Origin of the sequence: Desulforhopalus singaporensis (assembly GCF_900104445.1) — a bacterium.
GTDB classification, from domain to species: Bacteria; Desulfobacterota; Desulfobulbia; order Desulfobulbales; family Desulfocapsaceae; genus Desulforhopalus_A; species Desulforhopalus_A singaporensis.
The window spans coordinates 1-15,111 of sequence record NZ_FNJI01000022.1; the positions used below are offsets into that span (position 1 = coordinate 1).

15 protein-coding genes are annotated in these 15,111 nt (G+C 52.3%); 10 read left to right on the plus strand and 5 right to left on the minus strand.

Annotated elements, in window-relative coordinates; all coding sequences use genetic code 11:
- Positions 1-611 precede the first annotated feature (611 nt).
- The 3 genes from BLQ17_RS14490 (at position 612) to BLQ17_RS14500 (ending at position 3,464) form a co-directional block, all read left to right on the plus strand.
- Positions 612-1,187, plus strand: coding sequence for a hypothetical protein (locus BLQ17_RS14490; protein ID WP_143005516.1), 576 nt, complete (start codon positions 612-614; stop codon positions 1,185-1,187).
- Positions 1,188-1,212: 25 nt separating this feature from the next.
- Positions 1,213-1,653 carry a hypothetical protein gene (locus tag BLQ17_RS14495; protein WP_092224091.1) on the plus strand — a complete coding sequence of 147 codons (441 nt, stop codon included), beginning with the start codon at positions 1,213-1,215 and terminating at the stop codon, positions 1,651-1,653.
- Between the two features lie 350 nt (positions 1,654-2,003).
- Positions 2,004-3,464 carry a B12-binding domain-containing radical SAM protein gene (locus BLQ17_RS14500; protein WP_092224093.1) on the plus strand — a complete coding sequence of 487 codons (1,461 nt, stop codon included), beginning with the start codon at positions 2,004-2,006 and terminating at the stop codon, positions 3,462-3,464.
- Positions 3,465-3,476: 12 nt separating this feature from the next.
- On the opposite strand, the gene BLQ17_RS14505 is transcribed toward BLQ17_RS14500, so the two are convergent.
- The 5 genes from BLQ17_RS14505 to BLQ17_RS14525 form a co-directional block, all read right to left on the minus strand.
- A complete protein-coding gene (locus BLQ17_RS14505; protein ID WP_092224095.1) occupies positions 3,477-4,607 on the minus strand; it encodes a radical SAM protein in 1,131 nt (376 codons plus the stop codon).
- Positions 4,597-5,271 (minus strand): alpha/beta hydrolase, encoded by a 675-nt coding sequence (locus BLQ17_RS14510; protein ID WP_092224097.1) that lies wholly within the window; start codon positions 5,269-5,271, stop codon positions 4,597-4,599. The genes BLQ17_RS14505 and BLQ17_RS14510 overlap by 11 nt, the downstream gene beginning before the upstream one ends.
- Positions 5,268-6,644: a glycosyltransferase gene (locus tag BLQ17_RS14515; protein WP_092224099.1), complete on the minus strand. Its 1,377-nt coding sequence runs from the start codon at positions 6,642-6,644 to the stop codon at positions 5,268-5,270. Before BLQ17_RS14515 ends, BLQ17_RS14510 begins: the two co-directional genes overlap by 4 nt.
- A gap of 169 nt (positions 6,645-6,813) precedes the next feature.
- Positions 6,814-7,569, minus strand: a complete 756-nt coding sequence (locus BLQ17_RS14520) for a hypothetical protein (RefSeq protein ID WP_092224101.1) — start codon at positions 7,567-7,569, stop codon at positions 6,814-6,816.
- A 20-nt stretch (positions 7,570-7,589) separates the two neighbouring features.
- Entirely contained in the window at positions 7,590-8,198 is a 609-nt protein-coding gene (locus BLQ17_RS14525; RefSeq protein ID WP_143005517.1) for an acyloxyacyl hydrolase, read from the minus strand.
- A 199-nt stretch (positions 8,199-8,397) separates the two neighbouring features.
- Here BLQ17_RS14525 and BLQ17_RS14530 point away from each other — a divergent pair, with 199 nt between their 5' ends.
- The 7 genes from BLQ17_RS14530 to BLQ17_RS14560 are packed head-to-tail and all read left to right on the plus strand — an operon-like array spanning position 8,398 to position 15,111.
- Positions 8,398-9,900, plus strand: coding sequence for a phytoene desaturase family protein (locus tag BLQ17_RS14530; protein WP_245695158.1), 1,503 nt, complete (start codon positions 8,398-8,400; stop codon positions 9,898-9,900).
- Complete coding sequence (locus BLQ17_RS14535) at positions 9,873-11,123, plus strand: beta-ketoacyl-[acyl-carrier-protein] synthase family protein (protein ID WP_245695160.1); 1,251 nt, start codon at positions 9,873-9,875, stop codon at positions 11,121-11,123. The genes BLQ17_RS14530 and BLQ17_RS14535 overlap by 28 nt, the downstream gene beginning before the upstream one ends.
- Positions 11,120-11,383 carry an acyl carrier protein gene (locus BLQ17_RS14540; RefSeq protein ID WP_092224107.1) on the plus strand — a complete coding sequence of 88 codons (264 nt, stop codon included), beginning with the start codon at positions 11,120-11,122 and terminating at the stop codon, positions 11,381-11,383. The genes BLQ17_RS14535 and BLQ17_RS14540 overlap by 4 nt, the downstream gene beginning before the upstream one ends.
- A 9-nt stretch (positions 11,384-11,392) precedes the next feature.
- Positions 11,393-12,148, plus strand: coding sequence for a lysophospholipid acyltransferase family protein (locus BLQ17_RS14545; RefSeq protein ID WP_176761246.1), 756 nt, complete (start codon positions 11,393-11,395; stop codon positions 12,146-12,148).
- 12 nt (positions 12,149-12,160) lie between these two features.
- Positions 12,161-13,465 (plus strand): phenylacetate--CoA ligase family protein, encoded by a 1,305-nt coding sequence (locus tag BLQ17_RS14550; protein ID WP_092224111.1) that lies wholly within the window; start codon positions 12,161-12,163, stop codon positions 13,463-13,465.
- 18 nt (positions 13,466-13,483) lie between these two features.
- Entirely contained in the window at positions 13,484-14,536 is a 1,053-nt protein-coding gene (locus BLQ17_RS14555) for a radical SAM/SPASM domain-containing protein (protein ID WP_092224113.1), read from the plus strand.
- Positions 14,537-14,547: 11 nt separating this feature from the next.
- On the plus strand, positions 14,548-15,111 hold the full coding sequence (locus BLQ17_RS14560) for a hypothetical protein (protein WP_092224115.1): 564 nt from the start codon (positions 14,548-14,550) through the stop codon (positions 15,109-15,111).

Here is a 15,111-nt window from a genome sequence, read left to right on the forward strand (position 1 = left end):
GGATAAAAAGAACCCTTTGGGAACTCATCCGCTCTACCATGCAGTTATTTGAGGTAGATTCCATGGAGAGAGTCCTGCGGATAATAGTTTTTGGCAGCAAGGAGGCTTTCAAAACGTAATGGCTTCTTGCTCAACCCCAAAAACGTTGTTTCAAAGATCAAATCCCCATGAAAAAATCATATTTCCATGGGAAAATGGATTGATGTGCCCAAGAAACAGTCAATTTTAGGAAAAAAAGACTTCATCTCCGGATAAATCGTAGATGAAAGCCTTGCTCCTTTAAAATTCATCATGACAACCTCTGATACCTCATGAAGAGTTGCGTCTTTGGCGAATAAGTCGCTAAAACGGGAATAGCTGGTTGGACACTATCATTGGGTGTTTCTCACTGGTTGAATAATTGGTCCATTTTGTAATCTATTGGTTGATAGGGTACCTTGACAGTTTATCGTGAGAATGCTAATTATTAGTGCTTAGTCGTATCTGCGGCATACAGGGGCAGGATCCTTCTATCCCAATCAATGCTAAATTGATTTTGGCATTATTCGAGAGAATAGGGGGGGTGTGAAATGGATCCAGATAGGTATACATTTACAATTTGGGAGAAATTAATGTCACACTTTAAACTGCTCTGCGGAACAATACTTATTCTCATGTTAATTACAGGATGTAGCCCGACCTATTTTTACAATGACCAGTCTTTCTCAGATCCTGATGTTGCATATGAAGAGCAACACAAGCATCTAGAAAACATAATTGAACAAATAACCCCTATTATCAAACCACTATACAAAGATGCTCTAGTAATTTTGCCAGATTATGCAGCGATCAATAACAAATCAGTTAAGAAGACAAGGCTGTCTTCACCAGAAATAGTAGAATATGTGAGTAGAACAACACAAGCAGATCTCCAATTTATGGTCAATAGTCTTAAAAAGTACAATCTGTTTAAACAACTCACCATTAAAGAATCTGGAAACCCTCAAAAAACTGCGATTGGAAAGGTTGATCGATACGATGCCGTGATTTTCTATAAACTTCATAATGTTAATGATCAGAACTGGCAGTTGATAACCCAAAAAACTCCACACCCCATAGACTTGTTAATAGATGAAACTAAAGAAGCGGGGATTGTTAGGACTCAACAATGGCTCAAAGATCTCCAATCTGCCCTCAATAAATATTAATCAATAAATCTTAAAAGGTGCCGTTATGCGAATTATCAGTTATCTATTTGTAGCAGCAATACTCTTTCTGTCAGGTTGTTCAGCTCAATTAAAATCTAATATTCAGCCTGGAATTGACCTCACTTCTATAAACTCTTTCTATGTTGTTCATTTCAACGACGAAAGGCATGGGATTGATAAGATGATAAGTGATGAACTTAACAATATGGGGTTTCGTGCAACTTATGGTGAGGAGGAGAATATTCCGAAAGATGTAGATGCAATTGTAACTTATGTAGATAATTGGCAATGGGACTTGACTAACTACATGATTAAACTGTCAATTACTATGAGAGATAGTGATGATAGTATGATTGGGATTGGTGAATCGTTCAGAACATCTTTGGTAAGAAAGTCTCCCCCTGAAATGGTTAAAGAAGTGCTGTACGATATGTTCAACTATTCACCTCCAGGGGTCACAGAGTAGTGTTGGGACTGAATGTATAGTATTATTAACCCGGCGGGTATTTATTCTATTTGGCCGCCGGGTTAATAATAGCCAGAGGTGTCACTCGTATTCAGTGTATCTCGGCTCTGCTGAATTTGGCAAGGAGAGAACGACTGCCGCCTCAACTATATCCTGGCCAAATTCCAGAGTAGTCCTGAATCTCATGGTTCTGCTCCAGAAGTTGTGTGAGAGGTTGAAAAGTATGAATCGGCCAATCATTTACCGGTTACTTGCACGGATTATATATTGATTGTTAAGGGTGTTGTTGGAAATGCCCTATTCCGCTCGTGTCGGCGCCTGAGTTAAAGGGGGCTGAGGTGTATCTATTTATGCAGTACAAAGGAAAAACGATCCTGCTTGTTCATCCCCTCGGTTATTCTGGCGATCGAGCGGGAGCGGATGTCTCAAGACTGGCCAATATCATGCCGCCCCTTGGGCTGGCCTCAATCTCTGCTTACCTGACTGAGAATGGTTGCGATAATGATATTGTTGATTGTTATGCCCATCCTCATTCCGATGTGCTGATCGCTGACTATCTCAAACGTTATCGGCCTCAATTCATCGGGTTTTCCTGTACTACTTCAACGTTCCTCGATGGTGTACGGCTTGCGGAGGCAGCGCGTAAGGTCCTGCCGGAAATACGAGTCGTTTTCGGAGGCGTGCATGTGTCCGCCCTGAAAGAGCAAATTCTTGCCCGCTTTCCGGTTATAGATTATGCGGTTGTAGGCGAAGGAGAGGAAACACTTCGGGAGCTGGTTGTAACCCCTGAAAATAATAGGGGAGAGGTGTCGGGCCTGGTACTCAGGGGAGACGACGGAATTCCTTTTTTTACCGGGCGAAGGAAGCAACAGCTTGATCTCGATACGCTTCCTTTTCCTGCCTATTATAAACTGGCTGGTTATCCGGAGGCTTATTCCCTGCCGATCTTTAATTACCCGAAGGCCCCCAACGGCAGCTGTCTCTCAAGCCGGGGGTGTCCTTATGCCTGCAGCTATTGCGACCGCTCTGTATTCAACCGGACTTTCCGCTACAATTCAGCCGACTATATGTACCGGCATATGCGGTATCTTAACGAGCGATATGGCCTCAGACATCTCAATTTTTACGACGATCAATTTACTTTTAACCGTCGGCGTGTTGTCGATTTTTGTCAAAAAATCATCGATAAACCTCTGGGGATGACTTTCAACTGTGCTGCCAGGGCCGAACATCTTGACTACGAACTGCTCACCCTTATGAAACAGGCAGGGTGCTGGATGATCAGTCTGGGAATAGAGACCGGTGATCCCGACCTGCTGGCTATGCATCGTCAAAATCCTGACCTGGAAATGATGAGGGAGAAGATCGGCCTTATCAAGAAGGCAGGAATTCGGGTTAAGGGGCTATTGATGATGGGGCTGCCGGGGGAGACGGAAGATAGCATCGCAAAGAGCAGAAATTATGTCTATTCGATCCCAATCGACGATTTCAACCTTGCAAAATTTACCCCCTTTCCCGGCTCTCCCATCTATGAGAAGATCAAGTCTTGCGGCGAGCAGCTTGGCAGTTTTGATGAGGACTGGGAGAAAATGGATTGCATGCAGTTCCGGTTTGTGCCCAAGGAACTGACCCGACAACGGCTGGACGAGCTGTTTATAGATTTCTACCGTTGCCATTTTCAGAGGCCGGGGGTGCTCTGGGGATATGTGACCATGCTCTGGAAGTCCCCGGACAGCTGGCGCCGGTTTCTGGTCGGTTTTTTCGGATTTATCCGCTTCGCTTTTACGAACCGGCGTATGGGGCGGCGTTGAAGGAGGTGCCGGTTAGAGCCGGGGGCACCCCTGGCATGGTTTTGGGGGAGAATTACTGTACAGCTCCTTGCGAAAATCCCGGTATCCTCTGTTCCACCATATTTCGCGCAATGTCTGCAGGGTGAGATTGCCCGCATTGGATTGCGGTGTGCAGTTGCAGTAATTGACCGTGCCGTCGACCCGAACAGCCAGTGTTCGCAGTGGTGCCAGACACCGATGTTGTACAGTTGCGTGTTGGCTGAGGACCTGGTCCGGTTTGCTGATGATAAATGAAGGCCAGTCGATTGCCATGGCGGCAGAGTCGAGGATGTGAGGATCAAGAAACACCACACCCATTGAAGCCGCCTTTCGCATTTGTGCGAGCAGTTCTTCTGTCAGCTTGTCCCTGTTGTCAGTTTCACGTATGGAAAGAGGTCTGTTGTTAACAAAATTCAGGTCCGAAATTACGATTGCCGCGATGTTGACGGAGCGGGCGAAAACGGCGAGTTCTCCAAGCAGGGGTATGGTTTGGGGTTGGAGGGCGCTGAAGATGTTGCAGGTGATCTCATTTCTGCCGCTTCTTTTTACCTCTTCGGTAAAGTGGCGAATGTTGTCAAGAATGCGGTCCAGGTTGGCTTTTGCCCTGTCGTGGTGAAAACGTTTCGGGTCCACATGGTCGAGGCTGAATGTGACTGCATCGATACCGCTTTTAAGCAAGATGGCTGTTTTTGCCGGATTGAGCGTCATGCCGTTTGTGACCAGTGCGGTTCGGATGTTCCTCTTTTTCATCGTAGTGATGATTGTGCCGATTTGCGGGTGAAGCAGTGGCTCACCAAGGCCGACGAGGTTGATGGCGATCACATCCGGAGCCTGGTCGAGGATCTGGCGCAGGCGTTTGATGGGCATGTGTTCCGGCTCGATTCCAAGAAATGTCCTGGCACAGTAGGAGCACTGTAACTGGCAACCGGTGGTGATTTCCAGGTCAAGAAAGAAGGGCAGAGCGGGGCGGTCGATATCTCCTGTCTCAAGCGGCTTGCGTGCCATAGCCAACCGGTCTTCCATGGTTCGTCGTACTGCGGGGGTGGCCAGAAAGGCGCCGGCGGAAGCTTGTCGCAGGGCTGGATAGTGGCACCTGTATTGCGAAATGAGTTTTTCAGGCGTCATTGTCGTATATGCTCATGGTTGTGATGAAATTTGCCAGTTTTTTCTGCAGGAATCGGGCTGCGGTGCTGGAACCGTTGGGGAAAAAATGGTCTGCTTTCTCGCGGTGATATAGCGCAGTGCAGTTGGACCCTAACAGCCCCGCCAGGGTTTTTCCGGAGTCTGGCGGGATATGGCGGTCGCTTCCTCCTTGCAGCACCACTGACGGGACCGGTACCTTACGGTAAAAGGTATCGCTTTCCCGCAAAAAGGAAAACATCTTCACCTGCAGGGCAAATGGCCATGGTGTCTGACCGATCGATTGTGCATTTCGGAAGTGGAGGAATTTTTCGTCAATTCCTGCTGGAGTTGCAAGGAAAGCACACCCCGCCACCTTGTCGATATAGGTTTTTTGCAGGGTGGGGGATGTCAGTATCCGGGCACAAAGAACACCTCCCAGGGAGTGGCCGGCGATGCAGAACGGGTGCTCAGTGGTGTTAGCATACGTTTGGAAGAGGGTTCCTGCTTCTTTAAGCCACGCTCCCGGCGGGCCGTAATTTTTCCCATCGGCCCCCAGGGTTGTCATTGCCGGGGTGAAGACCGTATGGCCGTTGCGTGTGAGCAGGGTGACGCTTTTTTCAAGATCGGCCGGGTTTGCGGAAAAACCGTGGAAGAAAAGGACGTTCATAGGACGGCTTCCTCCGATAGACGAATCGTTTTGCTATCCGTGGGCGGTGTGATGGTCTTGAGCAGGTTGATCATCTGCTGGCCGGGATCGGGCAACTGTGTTGCTTCCCTGGTTAGGGCTTCACGTGCCTGGTCAAGGTGAGAGGTGATTGCAGGCTCCTCAAGCAAGCGGTGAACTGCATCAAGGATCGTCTTCTCCGGCGTATCCAGCAGTTTGGTGATGTAATGGTTTTCCTGTCCGCGAAACGGCCTGCTTGGCCACAGCCGTGAGCCTATCCCGTGGTGCTCGGCCAGCATGCCATTATGGTCTTGCTCCGGCTGTTGGGGAATGACGAGAACCGGAATGCGGTGCAGAATACTTGTAAAAAGGCTGCCCAGTCCGCCATGGCATACGTGGAGATGCACCTTTTGACTGGCAAGCTGAGCCATATCGAAAAATGAGGAAAACGACACTCCGGGAAAGTTACGCTGCATCCTGCTGAGTAATTGGGGATTGTTACTCGAGATGGAGACCAGGAGCTGCCACGGTCCTTTTGAAAGTGTCGATACAAGTGACCAGAGGGTGTTATGGGAGCGACAGATACTGCCCAGGGAGAGGAGGATTCTCTTTTTCCCCAGGTTGGGCGCTGCCTTAATATACTCTTCGGGGCTGCCGGCCGACCTCTGTAGTGCAGTTGTGAGGCCTCCCGTGATTTTCCAGGCATGTGAAGCCTGCAGCTCCGGAGGGGTTCTCTTACACTGCAGGGGATCTACCTGTAGGTGGTGTGGCGCAATAGAAGTTGGTTTTACCCGGTGGAACCAGGCGGAGTCCGGGACGATGCATCGTTCCCCCTCCAGGTATTCGGCCATGCCGGCGAGGGGCGGTTGCCCAACCCGGGCTGCGGCGTCGTTCAAGGTGGTTTGGCAGAACTCTTTGAAAAAATTCAGGTGTTGGCGCTGCCGTTTGGCGTCGTTGGAGTGATCTTCTTCGAGGTAACCGAAATTCGACTCATATTGCGGCAGCATAGAGAGGATGTTCATGGTAACCAGTCGGGCACCTGTTACACGGGCGCTGATGCCTGTCGTGTACTTGAAGTTTGCGATGATGATATCGGGTTTGATCCTCTTGATAAGGCGAATTTCCTCCAGTACGCAGTGATGGACGTAGTCTCTGTCGATGAACCAGGACACGTTTGGGTGGTCGGTGGGCCCCTTCTCCCACAATTCCGGTATAACAGTATGGGTCAAGCGGTTTTTTTTCGCCCAGCTGACGTAGTGTCTTGAGATGCCGTAATGAATATCGTGTCCGTATTGATGCAGCTTGCTGCCGATGGAGTGACACTCGATGAGGTGGGAAAATGTGTTGCCGGAAGGCAGTAGCAGTATGCGAGGCATCCGTGGAAAGTGTCGATGTGAAAGTATTGATCATAGGTAAAACCCTATGGTAAAAAGAGTGTGCCCTGTTGCTCTAGTCCCTCACCTCGTCCAAGCAGTCGCCGGGGTTTAGCTTAAAACATCTGTCATATCCACACTTCGGCCATTGAAAACCGTGGGGAGCTGAAAGTCAAAGATTATTTAGCGCTTTTCGTGCGTGCTTTTTCAGGGAATTGCTCCGGGTAGAAGATAAGACGCGTTTCAGGGTCGGGATATATTTTTTATTGCCGGAGGAGGATAGTGCCTTGCAGAGCCAGGCTACGGTGTCTGATTGCAGCGAATTGTCGATGTTGGGGAGCATTGTGAGAATTTGTTTTTCTGTTGCGTCATACACCGCGATGTCCAGTGTGTTGCAACGGTAGATCATCTTTGCACCCTCCCTTATAAGTGCAGAATCTCCTGAAAAGAGCATGTTTATTAAACGGTTTTCTTCATCGGTCAGATCTGTTTTCCATGATGTTTTGTTGTTCATCACTGCATTGCGTTTTGCATATTCTTCGATCAGATCTGCGCTTTGACGGGCATATTTCTTCAGCTTCGGGCTGCTTGCCTTGTCCGCCACCTCGTGGAGCAGCCTGGAGTAAGCGTAATCTCCGGAGGCCGCAAGGGCCTTGCACAACCAGGACATTTCATCGATGCTTTTGCTGCTTTTTGCGGTGGTGTATCCTTGTTTCAGCAGTGATTCGATGGTTGTAAATAATTCTTCGGACTCGAAACCGGCGCGGGTGACAATTTTCGCCGCATTGATACGCCGGGTGATACTGGCTGAGTTGAGATCGTCGATGAGGCTGTTTATTTTGCCATCAGGAGTGTCGGAGGCGGGGCATGGTCTGCAGATTGTCGCCAGAACAAAACAGAATACCAGACAGCGTAACACGGTTTTCATGGTGATCTCCTTGGGTAATGCTAAAAATAATAACCGAACTGCACCAAGACCCCGTTTATTCCACGGTTGTCGCTGTTTAGTCCCCCGTTGGAAATATGATAGGCGTGGAAGGCGGTGAACAGGGTGTGATCCGGATGTGGCTGCCATTCACAGCCGATTCCTGCCTGCGGGTTGAAGTTGAGACGCAGTCCCTGTCCCTCAACCTGGAAGTCGCTGTAGACGATGCCCGCTCCACCTTCGATATACGGGGTCATGGTTGGAGCGGAAAGAGCGTAAAGATAGTAGACGGCGTAAAAGTTGAACGAGGTGAGTAGCCGGGTGTCGGGATGGTCGGTTCCCCCTGCGTTGAGTTCAAATTTGAATTTGAGCGGATCCGGCGCCGGGTGGGGCATGATGTCTTCATAATCGTAAATGGCACAAAGGCTCATTTGCAAAAAGTCGAAGGTTGGCTCAGGGTCGTAGCTTGAACCACCGCTGATGGCAACTCCTGTTTTTTCAGGCGACGACAGGGAAAAGGCAACGGATCCTTCAGCCGTGAAGAGACCGGCGAAAAATGTGGTGACAATGACAAGGTGGATTATGGGAGTCCGATGTAATGGAAAATGTTTAAAAATAGCATAACGTGTCATGGTTGCCACTATCGCCCCGCTAAGGTGGTGAATTGAGGTAATGAATTATTTTTCAAAATGGAGTAGCATGTCGTCGACTTGCTGCAGCAGGTCTGCCATTATCGTCCTCCTGATGTGGTGAGGTAATTATTGAAAAAGAGTAGCATATCGTTTGCTGGGTGTAAACGATGTGTCGGAGAGGCTGTAAAGGAAATTGTGTGTGAAAACTGATGTAGTTGTCATCGGCAGCGGTATTAGCGGGCTCACCGCGGCGACGCTGCTGGCTTTAGCTGGAAAGGATGTCGTTATAGTGGAGAGACGGAATCTCTTTGGAGGCTCCATCCGTCGTTTCAAACGGAACGGGGTAGGTTTCGATGTTGGTTTCCACTATACCGGTTGCCTTGGTGACGGCGAGATTCTCGACCTGCTCTGGAAGCGTTGCGGTGTCAGGGATCGCGTGGAGGTGGATCCCGTTTTCCCAGACGGGTATGATCAATATGAATTTTTCGGGGGGAATACCGTTGTCCGTGGATACTTTTCCTATGCGCGGGTGGGGGAAGAGCTGAAGAGCTGTTTTCCAGGTGAAAAAGCTGGGATAGACAGCTACCTTCGCGAAATACGAGATGTCTGCTCCCAGGTTCCTTTTTACAACCCTGACCTTCCCCTTGCTCCTTTTCTTCGCGGCTACAAATCCAGGCCGCGTCCCCTGGCGTCTTTTCTCGATAGTGTAACCACCGACCCTGAGCTTCGTTCTGTCCTGGCTGCTCCGGCTTTTTTGTACGGTGTGCCGCTGAACCAGTGCAGCCTCGAGACCCATGCTTTGGTGGCTCATGGCTACTACTCCGGTGCGTATACGGTCAAGGGTGGGGGGCAAACTGTTGTCGATGGGTTTCTGGCGGCCCTGGAAAAAGCCGGGGCCAAACTGCTTTCAAGCAGTAAGGCGGTCTCTATCCGGGTCGATGGCGACCGGGTAGCCGGGGTTGAGATTGAAGATGGCAAATGTATAGCCTGCAGTGATGTTATTTTCTCCGGCCACCCGTCATCGGTGCCGGGTATGGTGCCCGATTCGGTATTTCGGCCCGCCTATCGGAAACGATTGCTGACGCTCAAGAACAGTCTGTCGATGTTTGCCGTCTTCGGTACCGCTGAAAAGGACTTTCGGGTGCAGGCGAACGGGTTGAATTACTATCTGCTGCCGGAAGGGGGCGAAATGTTGTCGGCTGATGATTCCACGCCACCTGCTCTGCGGTCGATGATGATCGCGTCGACAGGCGGAGAATGGCCGGAATTTAAGCCGTCCCTCCGGAACGGGATTATAATATTGCGTCCCGGTTTCTGGGAGGATGTAAAGGCATTTGCGGTATCGCGACCTGGCAACAGGGCTGCCGGGTATGAAAAATTCAAGGCCGAGGTTGGCGCTGAAATGGTGGAAACCGCAGAGAAACGCTGGGGCCACTTTACAGGGCGTATAGAGCCATTTGCTGTCGGGACGCCGCTTACCTTCAGGGATGAGCTGGCGGCGCCGGGGGGGTGTGTGTATGGCGCAATGCACTGTCTTGATCAGTTCACCCCCGATGTGCGTACCCGTCTCCCAGGACTTTACCTGGCAGGTCAGTCCACGCTCATGACGGGCGTTGTAGGGGCCTCCATTGGTGGTATGACGGCGGCGGGTGAGATAGTTGGTCTGGAACCGTTTTGGGAGAGTTTACGGTCGTGGTGTTGAACAGGGTAGTCATAACTGGCCGGGGTGCTGTTTCACCGTTCGGGCTGGGGGTGGAACGGTTAGTGGAAAATTTGTGGGCCGGGAATTCAGCCGTCTGCGTCATGGAAGAGTGGCGCGGGATCGAGGGACTGAAAAGTTGTATCGCCGCACCGGTCCCTCCGTTTGATTATAAATCGCTGTTGCCGAGGACGGTCCGTCGGTCCATGGGAAAGATGGCAATCTATGCCAACCTGGCGACGATGGAGGCGGTTCGCGACGCCGGCATCGATGATGAATTGCTGAAATCGGGCAAAACCGGTGCAGCCATTGGCTCTACTACGGGAAGCCCGGCGGTATATGAGAAGTTTTATGCCAGGTATCTGCCCAACAACGCGTTTGAAGGGATCAAGTCAGGCGAGTTCTTCAAGATGATGGGTCATACCTGCACGGCCAATGTCTGCCTGGCTCTTGGCATCCGGGGGGAGCAATGGGCACCGGTGAGTGCCTGTACGTCGTCATCCCAGGCCGTCGGGCTTGGTTATCTGCTGGTGCAGACCGGCAGGCAGGAGGTGGTACTCTGCGGAGGTTCCGAGGAAACACACGCTTCGGTTACCGGGGTTTTTGACCTGTTGCGCGCAGCTTCATATAGAAACGATGACCCTGAAAGCGCGTGCAGACCTTTTGACACCGGTCGTGATGGCGTGGTCTGCGGCGGAGGGAGCGGTATCCTGGTGTTGGAGAACTATGAGCACGCAAAGACGCGTGGTGCGAAAATATACGGGGAGATCGTGGGGTTTGGCAATGTCAATGACGCTGGCCACATCGCAAACCCTGATAAGGATTCCATGGTGCGGGCCATGAAAAATGCAATGGACGAGGCGGGTCTCAGGGCGGAGGATATTGACTACGTCAATGCCCATGCCACCGGCACAGAGCTTGGTGATGTCGCCGAAGCCGCCGCCATAGGCGTCGCCGTTGACTCCTCGACACCAGTGAGCTCTTTTAAGGGGCATCTCGGCCACACCCTCGGTGCATCGGGTACCCTGGAATTGATAGGTGTGCTTGAGATGATGGAGCGAGGCGAGATCCTGCCTACGAGAAATCTTGAAGACGTTGATCCCCGCTGTGCCGACGCCCGGCTGGAAACGGAAAAGCGGAAGGCGGAGATCCGTACGGTACTTAAGAATAATTTTGCCCTTGGCGGGGTGAACACCTCGCTGGCGATTACCAAAGTGAATTTATGATAACCGATGATGAACTGTGCCGAAAGGTGATAGAGGTCCTGGCGCAAGAATTTGAACTGGATCCGGAAGAGATGGTGCCTGAGGCGACACTGTATGACGATCTCGGCCTGGACAGCCTGGATGCGGTGGACATGGTCGTGGTGCTTGAAAAAACCTTTGGCATGAAAGTGACTGATGAAGCTGCGCTCCGGTCCATCCGGACGGTGGACGACCTGATGCAGTTTGTCATCCGCTTGCGGGCGGAGCAGAGTAGGGCATAGGTGTGTTCTTTGCTGAAACTATTGTGGAATGTCTACTTCTGGCTGGTTTTTGTTATTCTTACCGTAACCGGTCTGTTTCTCCTTCCTGTTGTGCTTCTGCTGATAGTCTTTATCCGAAAATGTTCTCCGGACGGTGCTCTCAGGCGGGCAATCAGGCTCTACGGCTGGATATTGACTCGTGTTGTGCCGTTTGGTGCTCCCGTTGAGGTGGAGTATAAGAGTGGGGAGAGGCTGCCGTCCACCGCGATATTCGTGGCGAACCATAATTCGGCGATCGATCCGTACCTGTTTGGGACCATTCCCGTGGAAAACGGATTTGTGACATCCTGGCCGTTTCGCATTCCGGTGTACGGATTTTTTATGCGTCTGGCAGGATATGCCGATGCCCGGAAAGGATGGGATTCGGTTCGCGAAAAATGTATAAAACTCCTTAATGCGGGCTGTTCCGTGACCATCTGGCCAGAAGGACACAGGTCGTGTGATTTTCAACTTGGGCGGTTCAAGAACGGGGCCTTTTCTCTCTCCGTGGACACGGGGCGACCGATTGTGCCTGTGTGCATTCTCGGCTCGGGTTCGGTACTACCGCCCGGACACATGCTGATGACACCCGGTAGGGTGCGGCTCATAGTGCTCGATCCGGTATACCCGGAATGCGGTGGTGGAGACAGGGGGGAGGCTGTTCGGAATCTTCGGCGCAGGATTCGCGGGATGTTGGAGGCAGAACTAAGTGAAAACAAACATTTCCGGATTCATGCTGTGGGTTGACGCGAGAACGAAATGAATAAAACGCTATACGATCTGGACAGGGCCACGGCGCTCAGGAAGTCGACTGCCGAGGAGATTGAGCGGGCTCAGCTGCCGCTGTTGAAGAACCATTTGCGACAGGCTGCAACCGTGCCGTTTTATAAAAAACTGTTCGACGGAGCAGGCCTTGATATCGACGGTCTTCAGTCGATAAAGGAGTTGTCGAATCTGCCCTTCACAACACGAACCGATCTGGATGCGAGTCCCGAAAAATTCGGCAGTGGCAAAGAGAGCGACTTTCGTGATATCGCCCTTACCTCGGGTACCACTGGCGAGGCGGTTATCGTCCCCTACACTGCCAATGACCTGGAAAGGCTGGCCTTTAACGAGACCATGGGCTATCTGGGGGCCGGTGTTACCCAGGAAGACCGGCTGATGCTCACCGTCACCTTGGATCGCTGCTTCATTGCCGGCCTTGCCTACTACAGCGGGGCGACCCGGCTGGGGGCGACGGCTATTCGTAGCGGCCCCGGGCAGCCCGAGCGGCAGTGGCACGTTATACGGACGTTGAAGCCGCGGGTCATCGTCGGGGTACCTGCCTTCCTCTATGGTCTGGGCCGATGGGGGCTTGAGAACGGTATTGATGTCGGCCGCTGCTCCATCGATACCATCGTCACCATTGGCGAGCCGGCAAGACAGGCCGACCACTCTCCTACGCCGCTTGGCGGCAGGCTGATCGACATCTGGCAGGCAAGACTCGCCTCATCCTACGGGGCGACGGAACTCGAAACGGCTTTTTGTGAGTGCGGCCAGGGAAAAGGCGGGCACGTGCATCCCGAATTGATGCTTGTCGAGATCGTGGGTGACGACGGTACCGTCCTTCCCAACGGCACCTCGGGTGAGGTGGTGGTGACTCCGCTCGGGGTGGAAGGGTTCCCGTTGGTGCGGTTTAAAACCGGGGATATCGCCCGCCTGCACAGCGACCCGTGCGGCTGCGGATGGAACAGTAAGCGGCTCGGTGCCGTGGAAGGCAGACTTGCCCAGCGGTTGAAATACCGGGGGACCACCATCTATCCGGAGATGATCTTTAATGTGCTGCAGGAGATCGAGGGGGTATCCGCCGGTTATGTGGAGGTTCGTCTTGCGGCCGACGGTTCCGACGATGTGACCGTGGTCGTGGGTGTTGAAAAAGAAATCGGGGCCGGCCGACTCGAAGAGAGCCTGCAGGCACGGCTCCGGGTTCGTCCCCAGGTCCAGGTGCGAACGGGGGAACAGGTCGAGCGGGTAATGACCGCCGACGGTGGCAGAAAGCCGAGGAAATTTTTCGATTACAGATAGCTCTGGGAGAATGAGGTAATGTCGTGTGTCGGGGAGCAGTTTGGGATGGAGTTCAGCCTGGAGGAAATTGCCGGGTGCAGGAAAGCGCAGGGGCTCTTGTCCATGGAGCTGGAGCTGTCGCGGCTCTGCGACCTGCGATGCCTCTACTGCTATGCGGCTTCGGGCAAAGCGCTTGAAAATGAGCTCAGCCTCGACGAGATCCGCTTCATCATTGATGAAGCCATCGGGTTGGGAGTAAAAAAGATCATCGTGCTGGGAGGCGGTGAGCCGCTTCTCTACCCGCACCTGATGGATGTTCTCGAATATCTGCGTGGCAGGAACCTGGTAGTGGATCTTTTCACCAACGGCCAGACACTGAACCGTGAACTCGCCGACAAACTCTTTGCCCTCGGTGTCGGCGTGGCGTTGAAGATGAACAGCCGAATACCGGGGGTCCAGGATCGGCTGGCCGGTAGAAAGGGTGCCCACGAGGCGATCGGCAGGGCTCTTGAAAACCTGCAGACTGCAGGATATCCGGATTCGGATCATTTGCTTGCCATCGAGACGATTATCTGCAGTCAGAATATTGCGGAATTGCCCGGAATGTGGCGCTGGGCTCGTCAAAACGGCATCGTCCCTTATTTTGAGTCCATAACCATGCAGGGGCGGGCGGTGGAGTATCGTGAGCTTGAGGTCGGGCAGGAACAACTCAAGAAGCTTTTTAAGGAGCTGGCCTGCATTGATCGTGAGGAGTTCAAGCGAAGCTGGACGCCGCATCCGCCGCTTGTGGGGTCACACTGCGCCCGACACGAGTATTCCTGTACCGTAACCTCCACGGGGGAAGTTCACCCCTGTCCGGGGGTGGATGTGTCGGGAGGTTCTATTCGTCACACGAGTCTTGCCGATATCGTCCGTACCAGCAGGATTTTCAGGGATTTGCGCAACATACGCGACACCATAAAGGGGCATTGCGCCATCTGCGAGCTCGGGGAGGTCTGTTACGGGTGCCGCGGTCATGCCTACCAGGTCACGGGCGACTACCTGGCGGAGGACCCGATTTGCTGGCTCAAGCATCCACCAAGCAATAGCTGACGGGTGGCGGCATGGTAGATTATTTGGAAAATTTTCGGTCAATGGCTAAAAAGGCTGCATGTATCGCCGATAATCCTGCAGCGGAGATTGTCGAACTTCTTGGCGGTCGGTTGCCCTCACGCTGGGGGCGGATGCCGTTGCTCTCAAGGGCCATGATCGTTGAAACGGGCGCGGTCCTTAAATCGCATGGACTGATGAAAAACGGCACCAGGTTGTGTGACAACGGTATGACCGTCGGTCTTGTAGGGGCGACCCGGTTCGGCTCCATGCAAACTGATCTTGCCTTCAAGAAGAGTATGACCCTTGGCCCCGGTCTGGCCAGTCCCGCCCTGTTCGGGTATACCCTCCCCAATACGCCGTTGGCCGAGGCCGCCGTCATCTTCGGGCTGACGGGGCCGGTTTATGCTATCTATCATGACGGTGACAACCTGCACGAACGGGCCAGGCTTGAGGCAGAGAGTCTTCTCGACGCCTTCGCCAATCTCGATTGGGTGTTGGCCTGTGTTTTTGATCACTATCCCGGCGAAGACGAGCCGGAAAATATTTTTGTCAACTTAACAGTATCTTCCAGGTAA

Excerpts from the sequence above, each read along its gene's own strand:
- BLQ17_RS14490 (WP_143005516.1), top strand. The coding sequence starts at position 612 with ATGTCACACTTTAAACTGCTCTGCGGAACAATACTTATTCTCATGTTA.
- BLQ17_RS14495 (WP_092224091.1), top strand. The coding sequence starts at position 1,213 with ATGCGAATTATCAGTTATCTATTTGTAGCAGCAATACTCTTTCTGTCA.
- BLQ17_RS14500 (WP_092224093.1), top strand. The coding sequence starts at position 2,004 with ATGCAGTACAAAGGAAAAACGATCCTGCTTGTTCATCCCCTCGGTTAT.
- BLQ17_RS14505 (WP_092224095.1), bottom strand. The coding sequence starts at position 4,607 with ATGACGCCTGAAAAACTCATTTCGCAATACAGGTGCCACTATCCAGCC.
- BLQ17_RS14510 (WP_092224097.1), bottom strand. The coding sequence starts at position 5,271 with ATGAACGTCCTTTTCTTCCACGGTTTTTCCGCAAACCCGGCCGATCTT.
- BLQ17_RS14515 (WP_092224099.1), bottom strand. The coding sequence starts at position 6,644 with ATGCCTCGCATACTGCTACTGCCTTCCGGCAACACATTTTCCCACCTC.
- BLQ17_RS14520 (WP_092224101.1), bottom strand. The coding sequence starts at position 7,569 with ATGAAAACCGTGTTACGCTGTCTGGTATTCTGTTTTGTTCTGGCGACA.
- BLQ17_RS14525 (WP_143005517.1), bottom strand. The coding sequence starts at position 8,198 with ATGACACGTTATGCTATTTTTAAACATTTTCCATTACATCGGACTCCC.
- BLQ17_RS14540 (WP_092224107.1), top strand. The coding sequence starts at position 11,120 with ATGATAACCGATGATGAACTGTGCCGAAAGGTGATAGAGGTCCTGGCG.
- BLQ17_RS14550 (WP_092224111.1), top strand. The coding sequence starts at position 12,161 with ATGAATAAAACGCTATACGATCTGGACAGGGCCACGGCGCTCAGGAAG.
- BLQ17_RS14555 (WP_092224113.1), top strand. The coding sequence starts at position 13,484 with ATGTCGTGTGTCGGGGAGCAGTTTGGGATGGAGTTCAGCCTGGAGGAA.
- BLQ17_RS14560 (WP_092224115.1), top strand. The coding sequence starts at position 14,548 with ATGGTAGATTATTTGGAAAATTTTCGGTCAATGGCTAAAAAGGCTGCA.